Annotated in this window: 18 protein-coding genes and 2 pseudogenes; 8 read left to right on the top strand and 12 right to left on the bottom strand. The window is 59.8% G+C overall.

Annotated elements, in window-relative coordinates:
- Together E8M83_RS10755 and E8M83_RS10750 are read left to right on the top strand one after the other, a co-directional pair.
- Positions 1–122, top strand: a pseudogene (locus E8M83_RS10755) (IS481 family transposase); the annotation flags it as partial.
- Between the two features lie 44 nt (positions 123–166).
- Complete coding sequence (locus E8M83_RS10750) at positions 167–547, top strand: hypothetical protein (protein WP_137173362.1); 381 nt, start codon at positions 167–169, stop codon at positions 545–547.
- 78 nt (positions 548–625) lie between these two features.
- Here E8M83_RS10750 and gltA (E8M83_RS10745) read toward each other — a convergent pair.
- The 9 genes and pseudogenes from gltA (E8M83_RS10745) to E8M83_RS10705 all read right to left on the bottom strand — a co-directional run.
- Positions 626–781 (bottom strand): annotated as a pseudogene (gene gltA, locus E8M83_RS10745) (citrate (Si)-synthase); the annotation flags it as partial.
- Between the two features lie 169 nt (positions 782–950).
- The gene (locus E8M83_RS10740; RefSeq protein ID WP_170976762.1) at positions 951–3,251 is read right to left on the bottom strand and encodes a GGDEF domain-containing protein; all 2,301 of its coding nucleotides are present in this window, start codon (positions 3,249–3,251) and stop codon (positions 951–953) included.
- A 377-nt stretch (positions 3,252–3,628) separates the two neighbouring features.
- Positions 3,629–4,930, bottom strand: a complete 1,302-nt coding sequence (gene gltA / locus E8M83_RS10735) for a citrate synthase (RefSeq protein ID WP_137173360.1) — start codon at positions 4,928–4,930, stop codon at positions 3,629–3,631.
- Positions 4,931–5,025: 95 nt separating this feature from the next.
- Complete coding sequence (locus E8M83_RS10730) at positions 5,026–5,304, bottom strand: succinate dehydrogenase assembly factor 2 (protein WP_137173359.1); 279 nt, start codon at positions 5,302–5,304, stop codon at positions 5,026–5,028.
- A gap of 283 nt (positions 5,305–5,587) precedes the next feature.
- Positions 5,588–6,298, bottom strand: coding sequence for a succinate dehydrogenase iron-sulfur subunit (locus E8M83_RS10725; RefSeq protein WP_137173358.1), 711 nt, complete (start codon positions 6,296–6,298; stop codon positions 5,588–5,590).
- A 47-nt stretch (positions 6,299–6,345) separates the two neighbouring features.
- The gene (gene sdhA, locus E8M83_RS10720) at positions 6,346–8,124 is read right to left on the bottom strand and encodes a succinate dehydrogenase flavoprotein subunit (RefSeq protein ID WP_137173357.1); all 1,779 of its coding nucleotides are present in this window, start codon (positions 8,122–8,124) and stop codon (positions 6,346–6,348) included.
- Between the two features lie 2 nt (positions 8,125–8,126).
- Positions 8,127–8,495 carry a succinate dehydrogenase, hydrophobic membrane anchor protein gene (sdhD, locus tag E8M83_RS10715; protein ID WP_137173356.1) on the bottom strand — a complete coding sequence of 123 codons (369 nt, stop codon included), beginning with the start codon at positions 8,493–8,495 and terminating at the stop codon, positions 8,127–8,129.
- Between the two features lie 2 nt (positions 8,496–8,497).
- On the bottom strand, positions 8,498–8,923 hold the full coding sequence (sdhC, locus tag E8M83_RS10710; protein ID WP_170976761.1) for a succinate dehydrogenase, cytochrome b556 subunit: 426 nt from the start codon (positions 8,921–8,923) through the stop codon (positions 8,498–8,500).
- Positions 8,924–9,195: 272 nt separating this feature from the next.
- On the bottom strand, positions 9,196–9,960 hold the full coding sequence (locus E8M83_RS10705) for a GntR family transcriptional regulator (RefSeq protein WP_137173355.1): 765 nt from the start codon (positions 9,958–9,960) through the stop codon (positions 9,196–9,198).
- A 339-nt stretch (positions 9,961–10,299) separates the two neighbouring features.
- Between E8M83_RS10705 and E8M83_RS10700 the strand changes: the two genes are divergently transcribed.
- The 4 genes from E8M83_RS10700 (at position 10,300) to acnA (ending at position 15,764) form a co-directional block, all read left to right on the top strand.
- Complete coding sequence (locus tag E8M83_RS10700) at positions 10,300–11,289, top strand: malate dehydrogenase (protein WP_137173354.1); 990 nt, start codon at positions 10,300–10,302, stop codon at positions 11,287–11,289.
- 102 nt (positions 11,290–11,391) lie between these two features.
- Positions 11,392–12,381 carry a CoA ester lyase gene (locus tag E8M83_RS10695; RefSeq protein WP_137173353.1) on the top strand — a complete coding sequence of 330 codons (990 nt, stop codon included), beginning with the start codon at positions 11,392–11,394 and terminating at the stop codon, positions 12,379–12,381.
- Positions 12,382–12,391: 10 nt separating this feature from the next.
- Complete coding sequence (locus E8M83_RS10690) at positions 12,392–12,940, top strand: hypothetical protein (RefSeq protein ID WP_137173352.1); 549 nt, start codon at positions 12,392–12,394, stop codon at positions 12,938–12,940.
- Between the two features lie 115 nt (positions 12,941–13,055).
- Positions 13,056–15,764: an aconitate hydratase AcnA gene (gene acnA, locus E8M83_RS10685; protein ID WP_137173351.1), complete on the top strand. Its 2,709-nt coding sequence runs from the start codon at positions 13,056–13,058 to the stop codon at positions 15,762–15,764.
- Positions 15,765–15,858: 94 nt separating this feature from the next.
- Here acnA and E8M83_RS10680 read toward each other — a convergent pair whose 3' ends face one another.
- Entirely contained in the window at positions 15,859–16,542 is a 684-nt protein-coding gene (locus E8M83_RS10680) for a Fe2+-dependent dioxygenase (protein ID WP_137173350.1), read from the bottom strand.
- 414 nt (positions 16,543–16,956) lie between these two features.
- On the opposite strand from E8M83_RS10680, the gene E8M83_RS10675 reads away from it, so the two are divergent.
- Positions 16,957–18,210: a DUF2863 family protein gene (locus tag E8M83_RS10675; protein ID WP_137173349.1), complete on the top strand. Its 1,254-nt coding sequence runs from the start codon at positions 16,957–16,959 to the stop codon at positions 18,208–18,210.
- A gap of 124 nt (positions 18,211–18,334) precedes the next feature.
- Here E8M83_RS10675 and E8M83_RS10670 read toward each other — a convergent pair whose 3' ends face one another.
- Positions 18,335–19,279: a LysR family transcriptional regulator gene (locus tag E8M83_RS10670; protein ID WP_137173348.1), complete on the bottom strand. Its 945-nt coding sequence runs from the start codon at positions 19,277–19,279 to the stop codon at positions 18,335–18,337.
- 135 nt (positions 19,280–19,414) lie between these two features.
- Between E8M83_RS10670 and E8M83_RS10665 the strand changes: the two genes are divergently transcribed.
- Positions 19,415–20,158 carry an SDR family oxidoreductase gene (locus E8M83_RS10665; protein WP_137173347.1) on the top strand — a complete coding sequence of 248 codons (744 nt, stop codon included), beginning with the start codon at positions 19,415–19,417 and terminating at the stop codon, positions 20,156–20,158.
- A gap of 11 nt (positions 20,159–20,169) precedes the next feature.
- Here the strand turns inward: E8M83_RS10665 and glf are convergent, their stop codons facing one another.
- A complete protein-coding gene (gene glf / locus E8M83_RS10660) occupies positions 20,170–21,324 on the bottom strand; it encodes a UDP-galactopyranose mutase (RefSeq protein ID WP_137173346.1) in 1,155 nt (384 codons plus the stop codon).
- Between the last annotated feature and the right edge of the window lie 157 nt (positions 21,325–21,481).

Here is a 21,481-nt window from a genome sequence, read left to right as displayed (position 1 = left end):
ACCATATTCCGCAACGCGCCATCGGCAGCAAAACGCCCGTCCTCGCGCTCAAGGAATGGCAACAGAAGCGACCTGAGTTATTCGTTAAACGCGTTTATGATCAAACGGGACTCGACAGTTAATCGCGTCACTGATCCTTGGCGTAACGACAGGCGCGCCGCCGGTAATGGACGATAGCTTGGGGACTGTACAGGCAATGGGTCAGATACATCTGCCCCCGATCAGCACGATCACGATCAGGCACAGTGACACAGGATCCCCGGCTTCAGACGAAGCGGCGCACCAGTGCACCGCTTTCAAGCTCAGCCATCAGGAAATCCGTGCCTACATCGGCAAAGCCTCCCAAGTCACCGAACATGATTACCTGCACATGCTCGACTGGTCGCCCTGCCATGCGAGCGGCGAGATAATATTCAGTGACGGCGTCACGGGAACCTGGGCGATCCACCAGTATCGCGCCGGTTCGCTCAAGCTGAGCGACGGCCGAACCCTCTACCTGTATTGTCCTCGATGCCAGGCGAGAGCCTTCCCGATGACGGACGAATGAGCGGGCCACTGCGTGCCGGTGCAAGGGGCAAAAAAAAAGCAGACCGAAGCCCCGCTTTCCCAGTGACAGCGCGTTCAGTCAACGCTTGGCGATATCCTGCACGTCACGCGACGGCGAACCGACGAACAGCTGGCGTGGACGGCTAATCATCCGCTCCGGATCAGCGATCATTTCGTTCCACTGGGCGATCCAGCCGATGGTGCGGGCAATGGCGAAGATAGCCGCTAATCTGGACCAGATCCAATATTTGGACACGGGCTGGAGCTTTTCAAGAAGGAACCAACGTAGAGGCCATGTCCGAATGTTAGACCTGACCCGCTTACTTGTGTTTAAAAAAGTGAGCCCGCAGCTCGCCTTCTCAAGTAAAAGCGAAATATTTTATGCACATCAATAATTCAATTTTTCAACTTGTGATTTCAGATAGTACACTCGAAATTATCGCGTAATCGGCTTTCTTTTCTACTCTAATTTTCTCATCATAAGCACACGCGGCATTAGCGACAAGAATAAACCTATTTTTGTCGAAATTCGGACTTTTATTCTTGAAGGCATTTGCTAGTAGAACCGCATAACCAATCAATGCATTTCGGTTATTTTTTGCAACTTCGGATAATTGCTCGTCAGTCAATGAATTGAACGCCTTAAGTGCACGCTCCGTCTCTCCAAGCCCCCTAAGCACAACTCCCAAATTACTTTTATACGTAGAAACATCGGGGGACATTGCTACTGCAGCCTCGTATTGCTCAGCTGCCATTTTTTTGTTTCCAGCTCCACTATATATCAATCCGCCAAGATTTAGTAATGGAGCCTTTACAACAGCCAAGCGTAATAATCGTTCGAAATCTGCCTGACCGGACGTGTAAGCGCGAGTGTCAAGCTGAGTTCTAAGCAATCGCTGGGCCACTTTATAACCGAAATGAGTTATGCCTAGCTCACTTTCCCGACCAAATTGAGATGCAGCCAATTGAGCAAACTCTACAGAGTTTTCTGGATCAATCGCCAAGTCCATTTTTTTCAAGCGCTCCAGATCGCTATTATCAAAAACTCCAACAACCAATCCTAACTCAGGGAAATCAGAATGGAACTCATCGACAAGACGGACAATAACATCTTCATCATAAGCTTGCTGCAAACCAACAACACCCACGCTGTTGGCGTCTAGAGGCGCAATTTTTCCTACTGGACGCACACGAGCCAGGATATCTCTGTAAATCTGAGTCAAAGCGACATTTAAGGCAGCAGTTCCATATTTTCTTAAATATTCCTGATCATTTACAAACTTGAACACTGCCGAAAAAACTTTCTTTTGTACCACCTTCTGTTCTTGCAAGTAGGATTTAAGGGTTGCAGCGTCATCTTTAGACCCAGTCTCCACGCTGGAAGTGAAGTATCTAGATCGATGCGCTGTGACATATCCAATACTGCCGACGGGAATCGCTTCCAAATGAGAACCAACCTCAATATGAGTATTCTTGTCGTGTTCCTCGGAAATGAAAGCAAACGAAATCTCCGCTTGGACATTAAATGTGGTGATACGTGTCAATTCGACCCGTGGATAGATTCCGAGAGTTCGTGTTGTGCGCCCATCCTTTAAATAAAACTTCGTTGCACCATTGAATGTAGGCGAATAGACCTTGAATTCCTGTCCAACAGCTACACCAATCTTCGCACCGATATCAATCACAACTACTTGATTACTAGAATCATGCTCGAGTACTCTTCCACACGACTCAAGAATTCCATCAAAAACAATTACCTGATTTCGTCCGCCTGCCTTAGCTCGATATAACGCAATATCGGCGCGATCAAGAAGAAATTTTGCTTCGTCTGTATTAGGATCGGACGATGACGCTACAGATTGGAACGCGACGCCTATACTTGCCTTGACTGCGCGTTCTTGCTGAGGAGGGAGTTGCAAAACTGCGAGATTTTCTCTTAGAGAAAGAGCAGCCCACTCTTTAGCATTAGGCAGAATCTCATCTGCAATTCTGGACCGGAATTCTTCAGCCCACATCAGAACGTCCTCTCGACTACAGTTACCTGAGATGTATGCTAAGAATTCTTCTCCTGAGGGGTGACCCAGTACGACTTTGACTTTATTTAAAGCTCTACTTTCGATCTCAGTTGCAGCTGACTCAAGGCGCGTTGCAAACGTCTTTAGAACTTGATCACCGTATAAGTGACCATACGTGTCATTCACCTGCTTAAAATGGTCAATATCAAAAGCTAAAACTGCTAACAATTGCAAATTTGAGCTTTCATGCGCATCAGCATCTAATGCTTCCAGCGCATTAGGCGTCTTGAGAGCCATCGACAAACTTGAATGAAATGCATCTTTTGCGAGCAAAAGTGTTAACGGGTTGTGAGCGACTCTGAAGGAGTTCCGAGCTCGCTCCAACACCATCTGAAGACGGTCGCGGTAAATTTTTCTCTTAGCCAACTGCGGAGAAGTCGCAAACTTTAACGCAACAACGACCTCCAACTCCGAAAGACTAAACCACGCGAATCGCGAACTCGTTCCATGATAGGCAATCTGCTCGTCCTTTGCGCGATCGAGTGCGGTTACCTCATTTGCTGTGGGGATTCGTAATGAATCAACCGAGTTCCATTTGTCAGCGTAAAAATAGAACACTTCAAACGAAACGTCCCGCTCCAGATCTTTACCTATCTCGACCTGCAGAAACCTTAACTGCTCGAGCTTCATATGCATACACCTTCAGAAAAATATTACCAGATATTGCAATAGAAATGCTCTTTGAGCAAGTTAAAATTCGCTTATGTAACAACAACAATGGAAAGTCATCCCTACTATTTCATAATAGAGCGCTTAGTAGCAAAGCATGATGCCGGATGCGTCTAAGGCATACCTAAAGGTGCTATTTTTGATTTATGTTTATAGCATAACCGATGTGAAGTTTATTCTATACATACTAAGACCAATATCTAGCCTAACCAAACTGCGCTGCTTTGTAATTCTTTGATTTTTTATCCCTCCTCGTAGGCCAAAATTTTGCAAAATTAATCACTGCGCAACAAAAAAGCGGGCCTCGGCCCGCTTTTTTGATGATGCAGCGTCAAGAATTAACGCTTGGCGATATCCTGCACATCACGCGACGGCGAACCGACGAACAGCTGGCGTGGACGGCCGATCTTCTGCTCTGGATCGGCGATCATTTCGTTCCACTGGGCGATCCAGCCGATGGTGCGGGCCATGGCGAAGATGCCGGTGAACAGCGAGACCGGGATGCCCAGTGCCGATTGCACGATGCCCGAGTAGAAGTCGACGTTCGGGTACAGCTTGCGCGACACGAAGTATTCGTCGTTCAGGGCGATCTTTTCCAGTTCCATCGCGAGCTTGAACAGCGGGTCGTCTTGCAGGCCCAGTTCGTTCAGCACTTCGTGGCAGGTTTCGCGCATCAGGGTGGCGCGCGGGTCGAAGTTCTTGTACACGCGGTGACCGAAGCCCATCAGCTTCACGCCCGAGTTCTTGTCCTTGACCTTCTCGATGAAGGCAGGGATGTTCTCGACCGAGCCGATTTCCTTCAGCATGGTCAGGGCGGCTTCGTTCGCGCCGCCGTGGGCAGGGCCCCACAGGCAGGCGATGCCGGCTGCGATACAGGCGAACGGGTTGGCGCCCGACGAACCGGCCAGGCGGACGGTCGAGGTCGATGCGTTCTGCTCGTGGTCCGCGTGCAGGATCAGGATGCGGTCCAGGGCGCGCACCAGCACGTCGTTGACCTTGTACTCTTCGCACGGGTTACCGAACATCATGTACATGAAGTTGGCGCTGTACGACAGGTCGTTGCGCGGGTACATGAACGGCTGGCCGACGTTGTACTTGTAGGCCATCGCGACCAGGGTCGGCAGCTTGGCGATCAGGCGGATCGCCGAGATTTCGCGCTGCTTGGCATCGTTGATGTCCAGCGAGTCGTGGTAGAACGACGCCAGCGCGCCGACGGTGCCGACCAGCACCGACATCGGGTGCGCGTCGCGACGGAAGCCACGGAAGAAGAATTGCATCTGCTCGTGGATCATCGTGTGCTTGGTCACGGTGTCGCTGAACTTCTCTTTATCCACTGCGTTCGGCAGTTCGCCATTCAGCAGCAGGTAGCAGGTCTCCAGGAAGTCGCAGTTGACGGCCAGTTGCTCGATCGGGTAACCGCGGTACAGCAGCTCGCCCTTGTCACCGTCGATGTAGGTGATGCTCGAGTTGCAAGCGGCGGTCGACATGAAGCCAGGGTCGTAGGTGAACTTGCCGGTCTGGCCGTACAGCTTGCGGATGTCGATGACGTCCGGGCCGATGGTGCCCTTGTAGATTGGCATGTCGACCGACGGGCTGCCGTCCGAGAACGACAGGGTGGCTTTGGTATCAGAGATGTTCATGGCACTTCCTTCTTGTGGGAGTGGGTCTACAAAATAAAACGAAACCAGGGGGCGCCGCGACCCGCCCGCGAGACGGATCGGATGCCCAATTTCGCTTACGCTTGCCGCAGGCGCGCCAGCAAGGCGCGCACGTGCGGCAGGTCGACTTCGCCTTCGGGCTCGGAACGGCCCAGCAGCAGGTCCATCAACGGGTTGTCGGCCAGGTCCAGGAGACGCGTCAGCGCGTCGACCTCTTCGTCGGACATGTCCTGCTCGTGCGCATCGAGGAAGCGCGTGAGGATCAGGTCGTTCTCGAGGAGGCCCCGGCGTGCGCGCCAACGCAGGCGGGCACGGTTGGCAGGATCGGCTTGATGTGCGTTTAAACTGGATATCACACTAGAGTCCGTTGTGGGGTGGTCAACACTATACTCCGGCTGCCGCGATTCGGCAGTACGGTACTTTTACTGTATTGCTTCGGCATATTTAGCGCCGAAACGGGGTATGCACACGTTCGTTGAACGCGTCGGCGGGGAACCGCGGGGCCGCCGAGGCCAACCCTACGTAGGGTTGGCGGCTATGCCGCCGACGCGTTCAACCGACGCTGGAAGAACCGCGTCGCCAAACGCACGTCTGCACACCGCATGCGGCGCCCTACCGGCCGCCGCATGCAGGCGCCAATCAAATGGCGCGACGAACCAGCAGTTCCTTGATCTTGCCAATCGCCTTGTTCGGATTCAGGCCTTTCGGGCACACGTCCGTGCAGTTCATGATCGAGTGGCAGCGGAACAGGCGGTACGGATCTTCCAGGTTGTCCAGGCGATCGTTGGTCGCTTCGTCGCGGGAGTCGGCAATGAAGCGGTACGCTTGCAGCAGGCCGGCCGGGCCGACGAATTTATCCGGATTCCACCAGAACGACGGGCACGAGGTCGAGCAGCAGGCGCACAGGATGCACTCGTACAGGCCATCGAGCTCTTCGCGCTCTTCGGGCGACTGCAGGCGCTCTTTCTCGGGCTTGATCGACTCATTGATCAGGTACGGCTTGACCGAGTGGTACTGCTTGAAGAAGTTGGTCATGTCGACGATCAGGTCGCGCACCACCGGCAGGCCCGGCAGAGGACGCAGCACGATCGGCTGGGTCAGCTCGTTCAGGTTGGTGGTGCAGGCCAGGCCGTTCTTGCCGTTGATGTTCATCGCGTCCGAACCGCACACGCCTTCACGGCACGAGCGGCGCAGCGCCAGCGAGTCGTCGACGTCCGACTTGATGCGCTGCAAAACGTCCAGCAGCATCTTGTCAGTGTCTTGCAGCTCGACGGTCACGTCTTGCATGTATGGCTTCGTATCCTTGTCCGGATCGTAGCGGTAAATTTTCAGTTGGACGGTGCGTGCCATTTGATTACCTGTTCTAGGCCGGGGCCGAGCCCCGGCGCTTCACAATATTAGAAAGTACGGGCCTTCGGCTTGAAGGTGTCGACGGTCAGCGGTTTTTGCACGACAGGCTTGTAGTCGAGACGATTGCCTTCCGAGAAGAACAGCGTGTGCTTCATCCAGTTCTCATCGTCGCGGTTCGGGAAGTCGCTGTGCGCGTGGGCGCCGCGCGATTCCGGACGCGCCGCTGCCGACACGATGGTTGCCTTGGCGGTCTCGATCAGGTTGTCGAGTTCCAGCGCTTCCACGCGGGCGGTGTTGAACACCTTCGACTTGTCCTGGAACGACACGTGCTTGCGACGCTCGTCGAGCTTCATGATCTCGCGCACGCCCGTCTCCAGCAGTTCCTGGGTACGGAACACGCCGCAGTATTTCTGCATGGTGGCGCGGATGTCGTTGGCGACGTGCTGCACTTTTTCGCCGCCGACCGAGGTCTCGAGCTTGTTCAGGCGCGCCAGCGCGAAGTCTGCTGCGTCTGCAGGCATCGGCTTGTTCGACTTTTGCTTGAGGTTCGAGGCCACCACGTGGTTGCCGGCTGCGCGGCCGAACACCACCAGGTCGAGCAGCGAGTTGGTGCCAAGGCGGTTCGCGCCGTGGACCGAGACGCAGGCGCATTCGCCGATTGCGTACAGGCCGTTGACGATCTTCTGTCCGCCAGTGCCGTCAGGAGCGACGACTTGACCGTGGATATTGGTCGGGATGCCGCCCATCTGGTAGTGGATGGTCGGCACGACAGGAATCGGTTCCTTGGTCGCGTCGACGTTGGCGAACTTGTGGCCGATTTCCAGGATCGACGGCAGGCGCTTCTCGATGGTGTCCTTGCCGATGTGGCGCAGGTCCAGCAGCACGTGGTCTTTATTCGGACCGCAACCGCGGCCTTCCTTGATCTCCTGGTCCATCGAACGCGACACGAAGTCGCGCGGCGCCAGGTCCTTCAGGGTCGGCGCATAGCGCTCCATGAAGCGCTCGCCGTTCGAGTTGATCAGGATACCGCCCTCGCCGCGCACACCTTCGGTGATCAGGACGCCCGCGCCCGAGACACCGGTTGGGTGGAACTGCCAGAACTCCATGTCTTGCAGCGGCAGGCCGGCGCGCGCCGCCATGCCCATGCCGTCGCCGGTGTTGATGAAGGCGTTGGTCGATGCGGCGAAGATGCGGCCTGCGCCGCCGGTGGCGAAGATGGTGGTCTTCGCTTCCAGGATCATCACGTCGCCGGTTTCCATTTCCAGGGCCATCACGCCGACCACGTCGCCATCGGCGTCACGGATCAGGTCCAGCGCCATCCACTCGACGAAGAAGTGGGTGCGGGCGCGGACATTACGCTGGTACAGCGTGTGCAGCAGTGCGTGGCCGGTACGGTCGGCCGCCGCGCAGGCGCGCTGGACCGGCTTTTCGCCGAAGTTCGCGGTATGGCCGCCGAACGGACGCTGGTAGATGGTGCCGTCGGGGTTGCGGTCGAACGGCATGCCGAAGTGTTCGAGCTCGTACACGACTTTCGGTGCTTCGCGGCACATGAATTCGATCGCATCCTGGTCGCCCAGGTAGTCGCCACCCTTGACGGTGTCGAACATATGCCAGTACCAGTCATCCTCGCTCATATTGCCCAGCGAAGCGCCGATGCCGCCCTGCGCCGCCACGGTGTGCGAGCGGGTCGGGAAGACTTTCGACAGGACTGCGACGTTCAGGCCGGCTTCGGCCAGTTGCAGCGAGGCGCGCATGCCGGAACCGCCGGCGCCAACGATGACCGCGTCAAAACGACGGGTAGGGATTGCGGTTTTGATTGCTGCCACGATTACACACTCCACAGAATTTGCACGGTCCAGGCGGCGCAGGCGATCAGCCAGAAGATCGTTGCGAGCTGGAGCAGCAGGCGCACGCCTGCGTTCTTGACGTAGTCCATCCAGATGTCACGAAGGCCAACCCAGGCGTGGTAGTACAGGCCGAGGAAGGTGACCAGCGAGAACAGCTTGAACCACTGGCGGGCGAACAGGCCGGCCCAGCCTTCATAGGTGAAGTTCTGGCCGGTCAGGAACATGACCAGCAGGACGATGGTGTAGACGGCCATGACGATGGCGGTGACGCGCTGCGCCAGCCAGTCCTTGACGCCATAGTGCGCGCCGACGACGAGGCGGCGTGGACCGATATTATTCTTGCTTGCCATGATTAGAACACTCCGAACAGTTTCAGGCCGACCAGTGCGGTCAGCAGCAGGCTGATGACCAGGACCCAGCGTGCGGTCTTCTGGGCTGCATCCTTGTCCAGGGCGAAGTGGTTATCCATGAACAGGTGGCGAATGCCGGCGGTGAAGTGGTGCAGGTAAGCCCACGACAGGCCCAGCAGGATGATCTTGACCAGCGGGTGCGAAACGATGCCGGCGAAATAGCCGAACGACGATTCGGACAGCAGGCTTTGCTGGAACAGGTAGAGCAGGAAAGGCAGCATCAGGAACAGTCCGGCGCCGCTGACACGGTGCAGGATCGACACGATGGCCGATGGGGGCATGCGATATTTGCCAGTGATATCGCCGATGCCAATATTGCGGAACTCCGGCCGCCCTTTCTGCTTTGCTTCTCTCACGGCTTCGGACATGATGGTACACCTCCCTTATGACAACAGTTTTTATGTGAACCCTTTGGATTGTCGCCGATTTCCCGACCGGCCCGCCGAAAGTGGGGCCAGTGGGCGGGACAGCGAGCGGCGAACCGGGTCATGTCCGTCGCGTACCCAAAACCAATATATTCTAATCGCATTCGTGCGATTGCCGCAGGGAGTGGAATTATCCCATTCGGCTATTTTCCGAATTATTTGAAAGGACAGAAATCAGTGAATATTTACCTTGCCGATTCCTGCCTTGTTTCTCCTTACGACAGCTCGTTCAAATAATGGTGCTTGGCGGTCGAATACATCTCGCGGCGCAGCTCGACGGCCTTGTCGCCATAGGTGAACGACACGCGCTCGCCGCACAGCAGCGGCGTGCCGGGCGCCACCTTCAGGTGCTCGGCCGTGACGGCATCGGCCGACACCGCGCGGATCTTCTCGGTCGCGCGGATCATGCGGGTGCCAAATTCCGTCTCGAACAGGCCATACATCGGCCCCTTGTACTCCACCAGCCGCTCCGCGCTCAGGCCCTTGAACAACTGCCCCGGCAGCCACAGCTCTTCCAGGATGGTCGGCTGGCCGTCGAACGACTGCACACGCTTGATGTAGACGACGGCGTCGCCCGATTTGAGCTCGAGCAGGCGCGCGACCTCGGCCGGCGCACGGATGCGCTTGACTTCGAGGAAGCGGTTCTCTGGATGATGGGGGAGGCCTTCGTCGGGCATCAGGCGCAGGAAGCGGAAATGGGCGCGCTCTTCGGCGTGGCTGGCCACGAAGGTGCCCTTGCCCTGGCGCCGCAGCACGAGATTTTCCGCGGCCAGCTCGTCGATCGCCTTGCGCACCGTGCCCTGGCTGACCTTGAAACGGGCCGCCAGCTCGACTTCGCTCGGCATGAGTTCGCCAGGTTTCCACTCACCGGCCTGCAGGCTCTGGGTGATCAGCGCCTTGATCTGCTGGTACAGGGGCCGGAACGAGGGCGAACCACTGGCGACAGGATCAACGGCCGGATTGGACGGGGTGGAATTCATAGACCGCGATTTCACCACAAAAGTGCATGACCGTCCAGTATTAGAGGTCTTTAGATATGTGTCTTATATAAGACATATGATATTGAATTGACAGATCAAACGGCAGAGGAATACACTCATGGCCGACCGGGAGTCGGCGCCACTCTTCCACCATTGTACGCGCGCGACACCCGTCTTCCGACGCTGGAGGCAATCAGTGCGCTCCTGGTATCAATGTGTGCGCTTTTGGTATCATTGCAGCTTCATCAAACGCTGTGAAAGCAAACCGTAACCAGACAGGCGTATGCTCGGCGTCGACCTCGGCGCAAACCGTTTTCATTCCCACTTTGGAGATTCATCATGGCTAAAACCCCAATGCGCGTCGCCGTTACCGGCGCGGCCGGCCAGATCGGCTATTCCCTGCTGTTCCGCATCGCCAATGGCGACATGCTGGGCAAGGACCAGCCGGTCATCCTTCAGCTGCTCGAAATCGACAACGAGAAGGCACAGAAGGCGCTCAAGGGCGTCATGATGGAAATCGACGACTGCGCATTCCCCCTGCTCGAAGGCATGACCGCCCACTCCGACCCGATGACCGCCTTCAAGGACGCCGATGTCGCCCTGCTGGTCGGCGCCCGTCCACGCGGCCCGGGCATGGAACGCAAGGACCTGCTGGAAGCCAACGCCCAGATCTTCACCGTGCAAGGCAAGGCCCTGGACGCCGTCGCTTCGCGCAACGTCAAGGTGCTGGTGGTCGGCAACCCGGCCAACACCAACGCCTACATCGCGATGAAATCGGCCCCGAGCCTGCCGGCCAGGAACTTCACCGCCATGCTGCGCCTGGACCACAACCGCGCCCTGTCGCAAGTGGCCGCCAAGACCGGCAAGGCCGTCAAGGACATCGAAAAAATGGTCGTCTGGGGCAACCACTCGCCAACCATGTACGCCGACTACCGCTTCGCGACCGCCGGCGGCGATGCAGTCAAGGACCTGATCAACGATCAGGAATGGAACGCCAACACCTTCCTGCCGACCGTCGGCAAGCGCGGCGCCGCCATCATCGAAGCGCGCGGCCTGTCGTCGGCAGCGTCGGCAGCCAACGCCGCCATCGACCACGTGCGCGACTGGGTGCTGGGCACCAATGGCAAGTGGACCACCATGGGTATCCCTTCAGATGGTTCCTACGGTATCCCTGAAGGCACCATGTTCGGTTTCCCTGTCACCACCGAGAATGGCGAGTACACCATCGTCCAGGGCCTGGACATCGATTCGTTCTCGCAAGAACGCATCAACCTGACCCTGAAAGAGCTGGAAGAAGAGAAAGCCGGCGTCGCTCACCTGCTGGGTTGATCCTGATCATGGCGCGCGGCGATTGCCGTGCGCCAACAACGCCGTGCCCTTCAACCGGCACGGCGGTTTTACGTGGTAACCAAGCGTTGTACATAGAGAGATATGCATCCATCCGAGGTTTTATTCCAGGGCAAACGCCAGCCGCTCCTTCTGCCAGCCTGCGATCACTACGCCGGTTCCGAGAAGCTGATGCGCAAATCGATGGCCCTGCAACAAGAGCTTGGCCCCCTGTTCGACATCACTTTCGACTGTGAGGACGGCGCCACCGCCGGCAGCGAACTGGAACACGCCATCCTGGTCGCGCAGCTCGTCAATAGCGACGACAATCGCTTCGGCCGCATCGGCGCCCGCCTGCACGAGCCGGCCAGCCCACATTTTGCGAAAGACGTCGAATTCATCGTCGGCGGCGCCGCCAACCGCCTGGCCTATGTGGTGTTGCCGAAGGTGGAAAGCGCGATGGAAGTCACCCGCGCGATCGACCTGATCAACCAGCACGCCCAGGCCGCCGGCCGCCCGGACTTGCCGGTGCACGTGCTGGTCGAAACCCACGGCGCGCTGCGCGAAGCCCATGACATCGCCGCCCTGCCCCAGGTCGAGTGCCTGTCGTTCGGCATCATGGATTTCGTCTCGAGCCACTACGGCGCGATTCCGGCCAGTGCGATGCGCACCCCGGGCCAGTTCACCCACCCGCTGGTGGTGCGCGCCAAGCTCGAGATGGTCGCGGCCTGCCATGCCCACGGCAAGGTGGCGTCGCACAATGTCACGACCGATATCAAGGACAGCCCGACGGTGGCCAACGACGCCCAGCGCGCCGGCGCCGAGTTCGGTTTTACGCGCATGTGGAGCATCCATCCGGACCAGATCAAGCCGATCCTGAAAGCATTCACGCCGCGCCTGTCCGAGGTCAATGAAGCGACGAATATCCTGCTTGAGGCCATGGCTGCGGAATGGGGACCGATCGCACAACATGGCCGCTTGCACGACCGTGCAAGCTACCGATATTATTGGTCGGTGTTGCAGCGTGCCAAGCTGGCCGGCCTCGCGCTGCCGGAAGCCGCTGCCGCTATCGTCAACCTTCCCGACAGCGAGTAATCCTCCGACCATGGCCATCCTCCTCCCAAAAATGATCGCCGCCTGCGCCGTCGCGCTCGCGGCTGCCGTCGTGTGCGCACCGGCAAGCGCCGCAGTTGCTAAGGAAAAACATCCGAAAGCGGAAGCGGTGCTGAAGGCGCAAGCGAAGAAGAAACCGACCAAGAAGGCGCAAGCGGCAGCCGCTGCTGCCGCGGCCGCCGCTGCGGCTGCCGCCGTGGCTGCGAACCCGCTCGAAGTGAACGAGCCGGACATCGCCGACACCAAGGTGACCGAGTACGCTTGCGAACTCGGCAACAAGATCACGATCTATACCAACGAGACCGATGACAGCCATATCGCGCTGCGCTGGAAACAGCGCCTGCACCGGCTGTCGCGCATCGGCACCACCACCGGCGCGCTGCGCTTCGAGAATCCGCACTATGGCCTGATCTGGATCGGTATTCCAGCCAAGGGCATCCTGCTCGACTCGAAGCTCAACCGCCAGTTGGCCAACGAATGCAAGAACGCCGAACAGTCCGCGATCGTGGCGACCGCGGCACCGGAGGCCAGCACCACTTGAAGAATGTGGCCGGATTCCCGGATCCGGCCGTCCTGTCGCCCGATGCTATTTCTATCCGTTATTTCGGTCGATTTGCCGCTGTTGAAATAACAATATCCCCACTGAAGGAGAGATTATGTCTCGCAACACTCTGAACACACTGAAGGAATTCCCGATCGGCGCAGGCCAGAGCGGCCAGTTCCATTCGCTGCCGGCGCTGGCGGAAAACCTCGGTGTGAACCTGTCGCGCCTGCCGGTGTCGATCCGTATCGTCCTCGAGTCCGTGCTGCGTAACTGCGACGGCAAGAAGGTCACCGAAGAACACGTCAAGCAAGTTGCCACCTGGGGCGCGACCGCAGAGCGTACCGACGAGATCCCGTTCGTCGTGGCCCGCGTCGTGCTGCAAGACTTCACCGGCGTGCCGCTGCTGGCCGACCTGGCCGCGATGCGCAACGTCGCCGCCAAGATGGGCCTTGACGCGAAGAAGATCGAGCCGCTGGTGCCGGTCGACCTGGTGGTCGACCACTCGGTCACGATCGACCACTTCCGCGAGCCGAATGCACTCGACCTGAACATGAAACTGGAATTCTCGCGCAACAACGAGCGCTACCAGTTCATGAAGTGGGGCATGCAAGCCTTCGACACCTTCGGCGTCGTGCCACCGGGCTTCGGCATCGTCCACCAGGTCAACCTGGAATACCTGGCGCGCGGCGTCATGAAGCAAGGCGACGTGTACTACCCTGACACCCTGGTCGGCACCGACTCGCACACCACCATGATCAACGGCGTCGGCGTCGTCGGCTGGGGCGTGGGCGGCATCGAAGCCGAAGCCGGCATGCTGGGCCAGCCGGTCTACTTCCTGACCCCGGACGTCATCGGCGTCAACCTCAAGGGCAAGCTGCGCGAAGGCTGCACCGCGACCGACCTGGTGCTGACCATCACCGAACTGCTGCGCAAAGAGAAAGTCGTCGGCAAGTTCGTCGAGTTCTTCGGTGCGGGCACCCGTTCGCTGTCGACCACCGACCGCGCGACCATCGGCAATATGGCGCCTGAATACGGCGCGACCATGGGCTTCTTCCCGGTCGACGAAGCGACCGTCGACTACTTCCGCGGCACCGGCCGTACCGAAGAAGAACTGGCTGCCTTCGAAGGCTACTACAAGGCCCAGGGCATGTTCGGCATCCCGCAAGAAGGCGAGATTGACTACACCCGCGTGGTGGAACTCGACCTGTCGACCGTGACCCCATCGCTGGCAGGTCCAAAGCGTCCGCAAGACCGTATCGAACTGGGCAACGTCAAGAACAACTTCACCGAGCTGTTCAGCAAACCTACCACCCAGAACGGCTTCAACAAGAACCCGGACGACCTGCACAAGGTCTACGAGACCACCAACGGCGTGCGCGTGAAGAACGGCGACATCCTGATCGCCGCCATCACTTCGTGCACCAACACCTCGAACCCGAGCGTGCTGCTGGCCGCAGGCCTGTTGGCCAAGAAAGCCGTCGAGCGCGGCCTGACCGTGGCGCCGCACATCAAGTCGTCGCTGGCCCCTGGATCGCGCGTGGTCACCGAGTACCTGACCGCCGCCGGCCTCTTGCCTTACCTGGACAAGCTGGGCTTCGGCGTGACCGCCTACGGCTGCACCACCTGCATCGGCAATGCCGGCGACCTGACCCCGGAACTGAACGCCGCGATCACCCAGAACGACATCGTCGCGTCGGCCGTGCTGTCCGGTAACCGCAACTTCGAAGCACGTATCCACCCGAACATCCGCTCGAACTTCCTGGCTTCGCCACCGCTGGTCGTCGCCTACGCGATCGCCGGCAACATGACGAAAGACCTGATGACCGAGCCAGTCGGCAAGGACAGCAACGGCGTCGACGTCTACCTGGGCGACATCTGGCCGACCTCGCAAGAAATCGGCGAGCTGATGCGCTTCGCGATGAATTCGGAGGTGTTCAAGAAGAACTACGCCGACGTCAAGGGCAACCCGGGCGAGCTGTGGGAACGCGTGTCTTCGACCGAAGGCCAGGTGTACAACTGGCCTGAGTCGACCTATATCGCCGAACCACCGTTCTTTGCCGATTTCGAGATGACCCCGAAAGCGGCCGCCACCGGCATCACCGCGGCCCGCGCCCTGGGCGTGTTCGGCGACTCGATCACCACCGACCACATCTCCCCGGCCGGTTCGATCAAGGAAGACGGCCCAGCAGGCAAGTGGCTCAAGGAACATGACGTCTTGAAAGCGGACTTCAACTCCTACGGTTCGCGCCGCGGCAACCACGAAATCATGATGCGTGGCACCTTCGCCAACGTGCGTATCAAGAACCGCATGATCCCGGCCAAGGCCGACGGTTCGGCGGTCGAAGGCGGCATCACCCTGCACCAGCCGAGCGGCGAACAGATGTCGATCTATGACGCTGCCATGAAGTATGTGGAAGCAGGCACCCCGACCATGATCTTCGGCGGCGAAGAATACGGCACCGGCTCGTCGCGCGACTGGGCGGCCAAGGGCACCCAGCTGCTGGGCGTGAAGGCGGTGATCGTGCGTTCGTTCGAGCGTATCCACCGTTCGAACCTGGTCGGCATGGGCGTGCTGCCGCTGCAATTCATCGGCAACGACAGCGTCGACACCCTGGGCATTACCGGCAAGGAAACCTACGACCTGAAGGGCCTGGAAGGCGAGATCAAGCCGCAACAACTGGCGACCCTGGTGATCCACCGCGAAAACGGCGAATCGCAAGAAGTCAAAGTGCTGCTGCGTATCGACACCCCGATCGAAGTCGACTACTACAAGCATGGCGGCATCCTGCCGTTCGTGCTGCGTCAGCTGCTGGCTGCGTAAATTCGGAAAGCCCGCTTCGGCGGGCTGGCTGACAAGCAAAAGGGCTGGAATCCTCGCGGGTTCCAGCCCTTTTTACGTCGGCGTCAGCGCCGCCTCACACCTCGGCCCACATCCTCAGCAGGTTGTGATAATGCGCCGTCAACCCCACCGTGATCTCCGATTCCCCATGCTGGGCGCGCAGCTTCTGGATCTGCGTATCGAGATCGAACAGCATGCCGCGCTTGCCGTCGTCGCGCACCATGCTCTGGGTCCAGAGGAAGGATGCGACCCGCTCGCCGCGCGTGACGGGCCGCACCTGGTGCACGCTGCCCGACGAATACACGATCGCATCGCCCGCCGCCAGCTTGACCTCGTGGGTGCCGTACAAATCGACGACTTCCAGCTCGCCGCCTTCGTAATCATCGGGCTCGCTCAGGAACACGGTAGTCGAGACGTCGGCCCGCACCGGGGCCCCGCCGCCGCGCTGGGCGCGGATCGCGCCGTCCACGTGCAGGCCGTAATGCTCGCCACCGCCATAGGCATTGAAGTAAGGGGCCAGCACCCGCAGCGGCAGGACGCTGGAAAAGAATACCGGATTGGCCATCAGCGCCGCGCTCACGACCTGGCCCAGCTCCACGGCCAGCGGCGAACCCTCGCCCAGTTGCCGGTTGCGCTTGACCTGCGCGCCCTGCGCGCCCACGCTTTCGCGGCCGTCGATCCATTCGGGCGCGCCGGCCATGCGGGCGCGGATGTGGGCTACCTGGCCAGGCGTCAGCACGCCGGGGATATGCAGCATCATGTCGTTGTTCTTTTTGTCGAGCCAACAAAAAAAATCCCTCCTGACATTGCCAGGAGGGCAGAATCCGGTTGCCCGGCGGGGGTGGTACTCCGTGAGAAACATCCGTCAGCGCTTTCCCGGTCGCCAACGGCTACTGCTTGCAACACAAGTTGGAAACACAACTTGAACACTCCAATCAACTCCCAAACATTTTTGAATGAGAATTATTCTCATTATGTACCCTGTTCGCGCTTTGTGCAAGCATTCGCTTGCAAGAATTTGCCGGCATGGCCGCCCTCCCCCATTGTTCATGACCTGTGGCCGAATCAACTACAATACGGGGGATATGGGTTTAAGATGACCCTTCGGGCTATTGAACCGAACTTCAGAACCCGAACTTCAGAACTATTAACTGACAAGAGACCCACCAGCGCCATGCGTCGTCCTTCCAAAGATTCAACTCCAAAACTTTCCGCAGAAAGCCAGCGCCTCGTCAGCCTCTCGCAAGCCCTCATGCAGGCCGCCAGCCGTGCCGAGGAAAGGGCGTGGGAACGCCAGCTGGATACCTGTCTGCAAAAGCTGCTCAAGACGAACCACCAGGACAGCATCGACAGCGCCCTGAACGCCCTGTTCAAGGATGACCTCGCCTCTTACGACGTGCTGATGGACACCGTCGAAGCCGTGAGCGAATCGGCCACCATGGTCGAGCAGACCGCCAATGGCGACGTCAGCTGGCAGGCCCTGCTGGTCGCCGCGCCGATCCTCGCCTGGACCCGCTTCTCGATCGCCACCGGCACCATCCCGAACGACCTGCTGTCGACCCTGGGCGCGCATTTTTCGGCCCATCTGCTGGCCGAAGGCACCAAGATGGCGGTCGCGCCCACCTTGTATTCGCTCGACCAGCTGCCGCGCACCCATGCCGAAACCGCCGCGCTGACGCAAAAGCTGGCGGCCGCGGCCCACAAGGGCGGCACCATCAAGCCGGCGCCGCACCTCGACGAGACCGCGCCGTTCCTGGCCGACACGCGCTACCTGTTGATCGCGATCGTCGCCCCGGCCGGCGAGCCACTGTTCCGCTGGCAAGAGCCGCAGCATCAACTGCGGTTCGCCGAAGAGCGCAACCGCAGCCTAGAGCAATGGCGCGCGCAAGCCACCGCCAATGTGGCGCGCCTGCTGCCGGGCTGCGGCATCGAGCTGCTGCTGCCCGAGGCGTATTACGTCGCCTGCCGCGAAGCCGATAAATTGATCCGCCCGATCTCGATCCGCGCCGCGGTGCACTACCTGACCAATACGCTGGACGTCGAAGCGTCCGACCTGCGCGCCGTGATCGCCGGCTTCGGCGAAGAAGCACCAGACATCCAGATCGACGAATACCGCGTCTCGTTCACCATGCGCCAGAGCGCGGACGTGGTGTACGGCATCGTCTGGCCGCTGTACGGGCAAGAAGACGAAGAAGGCACGCCGATGGAAGGCCCGCTGGCGGTCCAGGCTACGCCGCTGTCGCCGATCAACGAGATCGCGGCCCATCTGAACGACGCCGGCATCGCCCACATCAAGCGCATCAACGAGCGCTATGTGGCCGAGTACTGCGACGACTGCGGCGCGCCGCTGTTTGCCGATCCGACCGGCGAACTGGTGCATGCCGAGATGCCAGAGGATGCGCCGGCCGGCACCGAGCATTTCCACTGATTCCACGCTGGATGAACGCGTCGGCAACGGAGTTGCCAACCCTAGGGTCTCGCTGCCCGCTCACCCTGTAGGGTTGGCAGCTCTGCTGTCGACGCGTCCAAATCACTTGAAAACCGCGGCGAACCTACTTCCCCGCCGGACCGTCCGGCCGCATGAACTGCCGTCCCAACCCCTGCTCCTCGAAGCGCTCGACCACGAAGTCGATGAACACCCGCGTCTTGGCCGGCAACAGCCTGCGGCTTGCGTAATACAGGCATAGCGGCCGCCCCTGCACGAACCACCCCGGCAAGACATCGACCAGCGCCCCGCTGCGCAGGAACGGTTGCGCGTGCGGCAGCGGCAGCACCGCCATGCCGATGCCCGCCAGCGCCGCCTGTGCCATCGCCTCGGGATCGTCGCACACCACCACCGTGCGCAGGTCGACCGGCGCCTGCCGGCCATCGTCGCGGCGCAGGGTCCAGCTCAGCAGGCGGCCGCTGCCTACGGCGCGGCGGGCGATGCCGTCGTGCCGCGCCAGGTCATCAGGGTCGAGCGGCCGGCCGCGCCGCGCCAGGTAGGCCGGGCTGGCCAGCACGACGCTGCGCACCATGGTCAGTTCGCGCGCCACCATACCCTCGTTCAGGTCGACGCCACCGCCGATCGCCACGTCGAAACCGTCCTTGACCAGGTCGACCTGGCGGTTTTCGAGATGCAGGTCGGGGACGATGGCCGGATAGCGCTGCAGGAAGGCTTCCAGCATCGGCACGAAATACGTTCGTCCGACCAGCGGCGCCATGGCGATCTTGAGCGTGCCGCCCGGCTGGCCGGCGCCCTGGCGCGTGGCCAGGGTCGCCTCTTCGATGCGCTTCCAGGGCTCGGCCACTTCATGGAAGTAGCGTTCCCCCTCGCTCGTCAGGCGCAGCTGGCGCGTGGTGCGCTGGAACAGGCGCACGCCCAGGTGCTGCTCGAGGCGGGCGACGTTCTTGCTGACCGCGGCCGGACTCAGGCCGAGCCGGCGCGCGGCCGGCGAGAACCCGCGCTCCTCGGCGCTGTAGATGAAGGAGACGAGATGGCTGATCGATTCCGGCATGGCGTGGTCAAGGACGATGGCATTGCCGGGATTTTATACCGGCGGTTGAAAGTCATACGACTTCAGGCCCGCTAGTTTCAACTCCTGGTCCGCAGCATACTAAGATCCTGTCCAATCACTTACAGGGAGTCCATCATGAACAAGACATTCGAAGGCAAGGTTGCCGTGGTTACCGGCGGTTCGCGCGGCATCGGCGCCGCCATTGCGCGCCGCCTGGCGAGCCAGGGCGCGCACGTGGCGCTGACTTACCAGCAATCGTCGAGCGCCGCCGAGTCGCTGGTGGCCGAGATCAAGGCCAGTGGCGGCAGCGCCGAAGCGATCCGCAGCGATGCGGCCGATCCGGCGGCAATCGAAGCCGCCGTCGCCCAGGTCGCGCAGCAGCACGGCCATATCGATATCCTGGTGAACAATGCCGGCATCGCCGTATTCGGCCCGGTCGATGAGTTCACGCTGGAAGACTTCGACAAGACGGTGGCGGTCAATGTGCGCGCGGTCTTTGCCGGCGTGAAGGCGGTATTGCCGCATATGGGACAGGGCGGACGCATCGTCAACATCAGCAGCACCAATGCGCTGCGCATGCCGATGGTCGGCGGTTCGGTGTATGCGATGAGCAAGTCGGCCCTGAGCGGCCTGGCCCAGGGACTGGCGCGCGAGCTGGGGCCACGCGGGATCACGATCAATAATGTGCTGCCCGGCCCGGTCGACACCGATATGAACCCGGAGAAAACCGAGTTCGGCGCGGGCCTGCACGACTATATGGCGATCAAGCGCCATGGCCGCCCCGAAGAGATCGCGGCCATGGTTGCCTACCTGGCCGGGCCGGAAGCGGCCTACGTCACCGGCGGCGACCTGTTGATCGACGGCGGTTTCGCGGCCTGATTGCGGCGGCCTTACGCCATCGGATCGATGGTGAAGGCCGGCATGCGCTCGCCGTTCTTCGCGCTCTCGAGGAATTTATCCGACGTGAGCAGCGCCTCATGGATGGTGACGTCCATGTCCAGGTAGCGATAGGTGCCCAGGCGGCCGACGAAGGTGACGTTTTCTTCGTTCTTCGCCTTGTTCACGTACAGCTCCAGCTGCGCCTTTTCGCGCGTCTGGCGGATCGGGTAGTACGGGACATCTTTTTCTTCGCACTGGCGGCTGTACTCGGCGTAGCAGATGGTCTTCTCGTGCTGTTCCCACGGCGAGAAATGCTTGTGCTCGGTGATGCGGGTGTATTTCTTGTCGTCGTCGCAGTAGTTGATGACGGCATTGCCCTGGTAGTCGCCGTCGGCGCGGAAGGTCTCGAAGTCCAGCGTGCGGTAAGGCAGGCGGCCGTCTTCGTGCTTGAACCAGGCGTCGATCGGGCCGCTGTAGAACACGTGGGCGTAATTGCCTTTGTCGGCCGGGTCGAAGGCCGTGCTCAGGTGGACGGTCACGCCCGGCACGTCGATGATGTTCTGGACCAGCTCGGTATAGCCGTTGGCCGGCATGCCCTGGTATTTGTGGTTGAAGTAATTGTCGTCGTAGTTGAAGCGCACCGGCAGGCGCTTGAGGATGCTGGCCGGCAGCTCGCTCGGGTGCAGGCCCCACTGCTTGATCGTATAGGTCTTGAAGAAAGCCTCGTACAGCTCGCGGCCCACGAAGCGCAGCGCCTGTTCTTCGAAGGTGGTCGGGTTCTCGATCGACTTGTCGCCCAGGTTCTGCAAGAACTCTTGCGCCTCGGCCGGGCCCATGGTCTTGTTGAAGAACTGGTTGATGGTCAACAGGTTGATCGGCAGGGTGAACACCTTGCCGCCGGTAATAGCCTTGACGCGATTGACGTAGGGCTTGAACTCGGCATAGCGGTTCACGAATTCCCAGGCACGCTCGTTATCGGTGTGGAAGATGTGCGGGCCGTAGACGTGGACCATGACGCCGGTCTCGGCATCGCGTTCCGAGTAGCAGTTGCCGGCGATATGGGGACGCGATTCGAACACGTCGACGGTGTAGCCGGCCTGCGCCAGCTGGTTTGCGATCACGGCCCCGGAGAATCCCGCGCCGACGATGGCGATATTCTTGTTCATGCTTGTGTGTCCTGGTGGTGTTGGCAATGCCGGAGCGTATGCCTTGACCTCGACCCAACCCGGGATTACTTCAAGAACAAATTGTCGGGTCAATCTTGGACACACTACGCCGCATCGCGGGTGGAATTAATGATAAAAATATATCACCCAAATCCCG

Source organism: Massilia sp. HP4 (assembly GCF_005222695.1).
Classification (GTDB): Bacteria; Pseudomonadota; Gammaproteobacteria; order Burkholderiales; family Burkholderiaceae_D; genus Telluria.
This window is presented reverse-complemented; position numbering and strand designations above follow the sequence as displayed.

Excerpts from the sequence above, each read along its gene's own strand:
- E8M83_RS10695 (WP_137173353.1), top strand. The coding sequence starts at position 11,392 with ATGCATCCATCCGAGGTTTTATTCCAGGGCAAACGCCAGCCGCTCCTT.
- E8M83_RS10675 (WP_137173349.1), top strand. The coding sequence starts at position 16,957 with ATGCGTCGTCCTTCCAAAGATTCAACTCCAAAACTTTCCGCAGAAAGC.
- sdhC (WP_170976761.1), bottom strand. The coding sequence starts at position 8,923 with ATGTCCGAAGCCGTGAGAGAAGCAAAGCAGAAAGGGCGGCCGGAGTTC.
- gltA (WP_137173360.1), bottom strand. The coding sequence starts at position 4,930 with ATGAACATCTCTGATACCAAAGCCACCCTGTCGTTCTCGGACGGCAGC.
- E8M83_RS10750 (WP_137173362.1), top strand. The coding sequence starts at position 167 with ATGGACGATAGCTTGGGGACTGTACAGGCAATGGGTCAGATACATCTG.
- E8M83_RS10740 (WP_170976762.1), bottom strand. The coding sequence starts at position 3,251 with ATGAAGCTCGAGCAGTTAAGGTTTCTGCAGGTCGAGATAGGTAAAGAT.
- E8M83_RS10700 (WP_137173354.1), top strand. The coding sequence starts at position 10,300 with ATGGCTAAAACCCCAATGCGCGTCGCCGTTACCGGCGCGGCCGGCCAG.
- E8M83_RS10665 (WP_137173347.1), top strand. The coding sequence starts at position 19,415 with ATGAACAAGACATTCGAAGGCAAGGTTGCCGTGGTTACCGGCGGTTCG.
- E8M83_RS10670 (WP_137173348.1), bottom strand. The coding sequence starts at position 19,279 with ATGCCGGAATCGATCAGCCATCTCGTCTCCTTCATCTACAGCGCCGAG.
- acnA (WP_137173351.1), top strand. The coding sequence starts at position 13,056 with ATGTCTCGCAACACTCTGAACACACTGAAGGAATTCCCGATCGGCGCA.
- E8M83_RS10690 (WP_137173352.1), top strand. The coding sequence starts at position 12,392 with ATGGCCATCCTCCTCCCAAAAATGATCGCCGCCTGCGCCGTCGCGCTC.
- E8M83_RS10705 (WP_137173355.1), bottom strand. The coding sequence starts at position 9,960 with ATGAATTCCACCCCGTCCAATCCGGCCGTTGATCCTGTCGCCAGTGGT.
- E8M83_RS10725 (WP_137173358.1), bottom strand. The coding sequence starts at position 6,298 with ATGGCACGCACCGTCCAACTGAAAATTTACCGCTACGATCCGGACAAG.
- E8M83_RS10680 (WP_137173350.1), bottom strand. The coding sequence starts at position 16,542 with ATGATGCTGCATATCCCCGGCGTGCTGACGCCTGGCCAGGTAGCCCAC.
- glf (WP_137173346.1), bottom strand. The coding sequence starts at position 21,324 with ATGAACAAGAATATCGCCATCGTCGGCGCGGGATTCTCCGGGGCCGTG.
- sdhD (WP_137173356.1), bottom strand. The coding sequence starts at position 8,495 with ATGGCAAGCAAGAATAATATCGGTCCACGCCGCCTCGTCGTCGGCGCG.